The sequence below is a fragment of the Clostridium sp. AF02-29 genome (assembly GCF_934835585.1).
Lineage (GTDB): Bacteria > Bacillota > Clostridia > Lachnospirales > Lachnospiraceae > Otoolea > Otoolea fessa.
In genome coordinates this window covers 61,013-67,012 of sequence record NZ_CAKVZK010000010.1, presented here as the reverse complement: position 1 = coordinate 67,012, position 6,000 = coordinate 61,013, and the positions used below count along the sequence as shown (strand labels likewise).

The 6,000-nt window shown below is 51.1% G+C and carries 5 protein-coding genes; all 5 read right to left on the bottom strand.

Annotated elements, in window-relative coordinates; translation table 11 throughout:
* Window positions 1-291 precede the first annotated feature (291 nt).
* The 5 genes from PUQ60_RS04325 to PUQ60_RS04305 all read right to left on the bottom strand — a co-directional run bounded on the left by PUQ60_RS04325 (window position 292) and on the right by PUQ60_RS04305 (window position 5,990).
* Window positions 292-1,134, bottom strand: coding sequence for a lysozyme inhibitor LprI family protein (locus tag PUQ60_RS04325; RefSeq protein ID WP_118472309.1), 843 nt, complete (start codon window positions 1,132-1,134; stop codon window positions 292-294).
* A gap of 252 nt (window positions 1,135-1,386) precedes the next feature.
* Window positions 1,387-1,860 carry a ribonuclease HI gene (rnhA, locus tag PUQ60_RS04320; RefSeq protein WP_022359619.1) on the bottom strand — a complete coding sequence of 158 codons (474 nt, stop codon included), beginning with the start codon at window positions 1,858-1,860 and terminating at the stop codon, window positions 1,387-1,389.
* A 33-nt stretch (window positions 1,861-1,893) separates the two neighbouring features.
* Window positions 1,894-3,501, bottom strand: coding sequence for an MBL fold metallo-hydrolase (locus PUQ60_RS04315; RefSeq protein ID WP_273380735.1), 1,608 nt, complete (start codon window positions 3,499-3,501; stop codon window positions 1,894-1,896).
* Between the two features lie 208 nt (window positions 3,502-3,709).
* Complete coding sequence (gene spoIVA / locus PUQ60_RS04310; RefSeq protein WP_106999830.1) at window positions 3,710-5,185, bottom strand: stage IV sporulation protein A; 1,476 nt, start codon at window positions 5,183-5,185, stop codon at window positions 3,710-3,712.
* 94 nt (window positions 5,186-5,279) lie between these two features.
* Window positions 5,280-5,990, bottom strand: a complete 711-nt coding sequence (locus PUQ60_RS04305; RefSeq protein ID WP_022359704.1) for an ABC transporter ATP-binding protein — start codon at window positions 5,988-5,990, stop codon at window positions 5,280-5,282.
* Window positions 5,991-6,000 lie beyond the last annotated feature (10 nt).

Below are 6,000 nucleotides of genomic sequence, written 5' to 3'. Positions count from 1 at the left end.
CTGTTATCATTATGCGGAACCAGAGAGAAACTCTTCATTGCCAGATGTCCCTTGCTCTCAAAAAAGTCTAAGAACATCTTTCTAAGTTCGTTCACACCGTATTTTTTCACGTTGCTTCCTCCTATAGTTACTTCTATTTAAGTAAAATTTTCCTCATTCTTTATATCCTATCATAGGAATTTACATTTCGCAAGAGGTTTATCGGTACAAAAAGTGTACAAAAAGTGTGCAAAAATGGGACCCTTACCGCAATTCTATATGCCGCAAAAGTCCCATTTTCTAATTTTTTCACTACTCTGCCGGAAGATACGATTCATACAAATCCAAAAGCTCATACGCCCGATCCCGCGTCGAATTTGCCAGCGACGCCGTGTACTCGACATTTTCCATCGTGCCGCCCTTGTAGCGCTCCGCCGCCTGTTTCGCCGCCGTATCACGTTCCCGGATCCATCTGCGTTCCAGACCACGCAGCGTGTCTGTCTCCTCGTCTGGAAGCACCGCCATGATTGCCTGATAAATCTGATTTAATTCGGCATCCCAGAGCCGGTACTCATACGCGACCGCCTCCCGCATCGCGTCGGTCGTATTCGCACTTCCCGAATTTTCCAGGTTTTGAATCGTATTCTCGATCTCGCCCAGCCGGTTCCGGTAATCTTCCGCTGTCCGGTCCGAGCCTGCACCTGTCCCAGAGGACGCGCCTCGCGCAGGAGATACAATTCCATTTTCAACCGGGGACACAACCGCCCCTGTATTCACAGAATGATCCGACTCATCGCCCGCGCTCTGCTTCTCTGCCGCCTTAGCAGCCGCCCGATTATCTGCACGTTTTTCCTTTTGTTCACCTAAAGACTGGACAGAAACATCTCCTTCCGCCTGCATACAGGCTCTATCTTCTGTCCCCACGCTTTCCGCATGCGCCATTTTTTTAGAAGATGGCTCCGGCGCATCCTCCGCCAGACCATTTTCCGCTGCTTCCGCCGCAAATGGTTCCGCCTCATACATCGCCTCCGGTCCGACCGTCAGGCTTCTCTCACTTCCCGCCTGCTCCCGGATATAACGCCGCGTTGCCGCCGTCGTCACGATCCCCAGCACCAGAATCAGACCGAGGGCAGCGATCATTCCTTTATTTTTCAAATTACTCTCAACCGCCTTTGCTATTCCTGTTCACTTGATAATTTTAAAATAGCACATTTAAGACGGTTTGAAAATAGATGATCGAAAGATGTAAACATATCGTAAGGGTTGTTATAGCAACTACTCACAGGTAGGAATTTTCTGAACTGAAAATTCCGTACAATACAGTTCCGGATGCAGATTTTGCCGATTTGGAATGCGAAGCATCGGCAAAATCCTGTTACTGGGCACACATGTGTGAGCAGTAACGAGCTATACCCCCGGATCCACCATCAGCTCGTCCCCATCCGCCGCCGAAGTAGCCAAAAAGTCACATCTCTCATTCTCCGGATGCCCATTATGCCCCTTCACCCAGAAAAACGAAATCTGATGGGGTTCCTTGGCAGCGAGCAGGCGCTTCCATAGATCTACATTCTTAACCTCCTCATTTTTGCCGCGTTTCCAGCCCTTTTTGATCCAACCCTCGATCCAGTGCTGGTTAAAAGCGTTGACGAGATACTGGGAATCTGAATAGAGTTCGATCTCGCAGGGACGGTTGAGCGCCTCGAGACCGGCGATGGCTGCCATCAGCTCCATACGGTTGTTCGTAGTTCGTTTGTAGCCGCCGGAAATCTCTTTCGTGTGCAGTTTTCCTGCCGGATCTACATAGTGAATGACGGTTCCAAATCCGCCCGGACCATCTGGATTGCCGCGGGCGGCGCCGTCTGTGTATATAGTTACTTTCAAGTCAGAAATCTCCTTTATGTCTATTATTGAAGCTTAGCGGTCCCACTTATCGCAGAGCGAGTTGATCTGGTCGGCAAAACGTGCTAAATCTTTGTTCGCCCCGCCCTCGTTATGCATAACAACACGGCGCAGGCGGTCGCAGGCTGCCAGCAGGCGGGCAAATACACCAGCCGCTTTCTTCGTTGCTTCGTTCACTGCCGGTTTCTGAATCGGAATACCCTTCGTAACAGTCACGAAGCATCCCTCTTTCAGGTCGTAGGAACTGCCGGAGAACGGAGCCATCGCATTGATGCCGTAAGTCCCCTTGACCGTCTCTGCAAATGCATCGCACACTGTGTCATCGCCGTGTACCACGAAGACCTGGGACGGTTTTTCCATAAAACTGCCAACCCACTCCAAAAGCCCGGTCTCGTCCGCATGACCGCTGATGCCCTCGATCTTCTCGATCCGTGCTTTGACCTCGATCGACTCACCGAACAGCTTCACTTCCTCGCGTCCCTCAGTAATGCTGCGTCCCAGTGTGCCGACTGCCTGATAGCCAGCAAACAAAATCGTACACTCCGGTCTCCAGAGGTTGTGTTTCAGATGATGGCGGATACGGCCCGCATCACACATGCCGGCTGCCGAGATGATAACCTTCGGTTCCTCGTTGAAGTTGATTGCAACGGAATCGCTGCTGGTGATCGAGAGATGCAGACCCGGGAAAGAAATCGGATTGATGCCCTTTTTTACCAGCTCCTTCGTCTCCTCATTGTAGCAATCCATCATATTGTCCTTGAACACGCCGGTCGCTTCCACCGCCATCGGGCTGTCTAAGTAAACCGGAAATACGCCGTGCCCGGTTACAAGGTTCTTCTCCTTGATAATACGGATGTAATTCAACACTTCCTGCGTTCTGCCGACCGCAAATGCCGGGATCACGACATTACCGCCCTTATCCAGCGTCTCCTGAATCACGCGGGCAAATTCTTCCACGTGATCGCCTGTATTCTTGTGGAACCGACCGCCGTAAGTGCTCTCCATGACAACATAATCCGCCTGACGGATGTACTGCGGGCTGCGGATAAGCGGCTTGTTTTTGTTACCGATATCACCTGAAAATACAATCTTCTTGGAACAATCGTCTTCCTTCATCCAGATCTCGATCGAAGCCGAACCAAGCAGATGTCCCACATCGACAAACCGAATCTCCAGATTGTCATTCAGACGGATAATCTCATTGTAATTGCAGGGGACAAAGTGATGCAGTACCCCTTCTGCATCGTTCATCGTGTAAATCGGTGTCACCTCCGGTTTTCCGGCACGCATGGCTTTCCGGTTTTTCCACTCCGCTTCTGACTCCTGGATATGGGCGCAATCTTTCAGCATGATATCACACAGATCGCAGGTCGCGCGCGTCGCCATAATCTGTCCGCGGAATCCCCTCGCATAGATAAGCGGAAGCAATCCCACATGATCGATATGGGCGTGCGTCACCAACACATAGTCCACATCCGAATACGGAATCGGAAGTTCTGCATTTTCATACTTGTTGATCCCCTGTTCCATACCGCAGTCAATCAGAATATTCAGCCCGCATGCCTCCAGAAAATGACAGCTGCCTGTAACCTCATGATCCGCACCGATAAATGTAAGCCTCATAAAATCAGCCCCCTGTTCTGTCGTTTGTGTTTCCGCATACCCCTTGCGGAAAGTGTTTTTGCTATTAGCTTCATTATAACTGATTTCTGACAATTTTGCAATTTCCCCGATAAAGTTTCGATAAGATTTTCATAAAATCACCTTATTTGTCCCACATTCCCATTCCAGACAACGCACCATTTTCCCAACAAGAGCCAGACCCATTCTATTATATAATAATACAGATCATCCCCCCATTGCTGTCATTGATGATTTTCTGCAGCGTATCCTGCAGCTTCACCTGGCAGTCCTCAGTGAGCTGGGAGATCTTCGCCTGAATCCCGTCATCGACGATCTGGGCGATTGATTTTCCAAAAATATTGGTTTCCCAGATGCCTTCCTCACCTTTTCCAGCATTCTCCCGGATGTATCGGATCAAATCCTCTGCCTGCTGTTCATTTCCCACAATCGGCGCGATCTCAGTCTCAATCTGCGCCTTGATAAGATTGATGGACGGCGCCTGTGCTTTCATTTTGACTCCATATTTATTGCCGTGGCGCACCACCTGCGGCTCATCGAGAACGATCTCCCCGCGTTCCGGCGTGACAACCCCATAGCCCTTCTTGCGCGCCTGCGTGAGTGCCACGGATGCCTTTTCATACTCGCTCTGCATCGACGCCAACCGCTTCAAGGTCTGCATCAGCTGGTACTCGCCCTCGATCGGCATTCCCACATACTCGCTGAGGATCTGATAATAATGCCCGTCGTCCAGCTCGACCACCGCCTGAACGCTGCCATCATCCATTTTCATTGATACAATCCGGATCCGGCGGATCGCTTCCCCGGTTTCCTCCGGCAGCGCCAACGCCACATCGCGCATATGTACCGTCCGATCCATCATCCCCCGGACTGCCTGTATGACCTCCGATTTAAGCCAATGGCTGTTTGGCAGAATCTCCAGCCATTTCGGAATCGAAAAATCGATCTCCGTGACCGGGAATTCCAGAAGCACCTGCCCCAGAATCTCCCGGATATCCTCGGCGCGCAGCTGCTCACAGTTGACTGGGAGCACCTGCACCTCATATTTTTCGGTCATCCGGGCTGCCAGCGCCCGCGTCTCCTCCGAATATGGTTTCTGCGAGTTTAAAAGCACCAGAAACGGCTTTCCCAGTTTTTTCAGTTCCTGCACGGTCTTCTCTTCCGCCGGAACATAATTCTCCCGTTTCAACTCCCCGAAACTGCCGTCCGCCGTAACCACAAGCCCGATCGTCGAATGATCCGTGATGACCTTGCGCGTTCCCAGCTCGGCTGCCGCTGTAAATGGGATCTCCTCCTCATACCACGGCGTCCGCACCATGCGTTCTTTCTCGTTTTCAATATGACCGGCAGCGCCCTCCACCATGAAACCGACGCAGTCGATCAGGCGAACCCGCACCTCCACACCGTCCCCAAGCGAGAGCTTTGCCGCCTCTTTAGGGATAAATTTCGGTTCCGTTGTCATGATCGTTTTCCCCGCCGAAGACTGGGGAAGTTCATCCCGGGCGCGCTCGCGGGCATGGACATCTTCCAGCCCCGGAAGGACGAGAAGTTCCATAAAGCGCTTAATAAAGGTCGATTTCCCTGTCCGAACCGGACCAACCACCCCAATATAGATCTCGCCGCCGGTTCGCGCCTGGATATCGCTGTATACATTAAAATGATCCATAAAAATACCCCCTTGGTCTGCTGATACAATGTATTCAGACCATAAGGGGGTTATGAATATTCCCATTTGGAAAGCTCCGGCTCACAGAACATTTTTATTCGCTCAGATAAGCCTTCTTCACTCTCTCATTATTCATCAGTTCTTTCGCATCACCGCTCAGAACGATATTGCCCGTCTCAAGCACATATGCTTTATTGGAAATGGAGAGCGCTTTTTTCGCATTCTGCTCGACCAGAAGAACGGTCACTCCGTCCTTGTTGATTTCCTGGATAATATCGAAAATCTCATTAACATAGAGTGGGGACAGACCCATCGACGGCTCGTCGAGAACGATCAGGCGCGGGTGGCTCATGAGGGCGCGTCCCATCGCAAGCATCTGCTGCTCGCCGCCGGACAAAGTTCCGGCAAGCTGGTTCTTGCGCTCTTTCAGACGCGGGAAACGCTTGTAAATCATTTCGATCGTATCTTCAATTTCCTTCTTGTCATTTCTCGTATACGCACCCATTTTCAGGTTCTGGAGAACCGTCAGGGAAGCGAACACACGGCGCCCCTCCGGCACGTGGGCGATTCCCATTGATACCAGCTTATAGCCCGGTACATGGGTAATATCCGTTCCCTCAAATGTGATATTGCCTGCCTTGGACGGCAGCAGACCCGTGATCGTGTGAAGCGTCGTCGTCTTTCCGGCTCCGTTGGCACCGATCAGCGCTACCACATCGCCCTGTTCTACCTCAAAGGAAATTCCCTTGAGTGCCTGTATCACACCATAATATACCTGTAAATCTTTTACTTCCAGCATTGACATACGAAACTTC

Excerpts from the sequence above, each read along its gene's own strand:
- spoIVA (WP_106999830.1), bottom strand. The coding sequence starts at position 5,185 with ATGGATCATTTTAATGTATACAGCGATATCCAGGCGCGAACCGGCGGC.
- PUQ60_RS04315 (WP_273380735.1), bottom strand. The coding sequence starts at position 3,501 with ATGAGGCTTACATTTATCGGTGCGGATCATGAGGTTACAGGCAGCTGT.
- PUQ60_RS04305 (WP_022359704.1), bottom strand. The coding sequence starts at position 5,990 with ATGTCAATGCTGGAAGTAAAAGATTTACAGGTATATTATGGTGTGATA.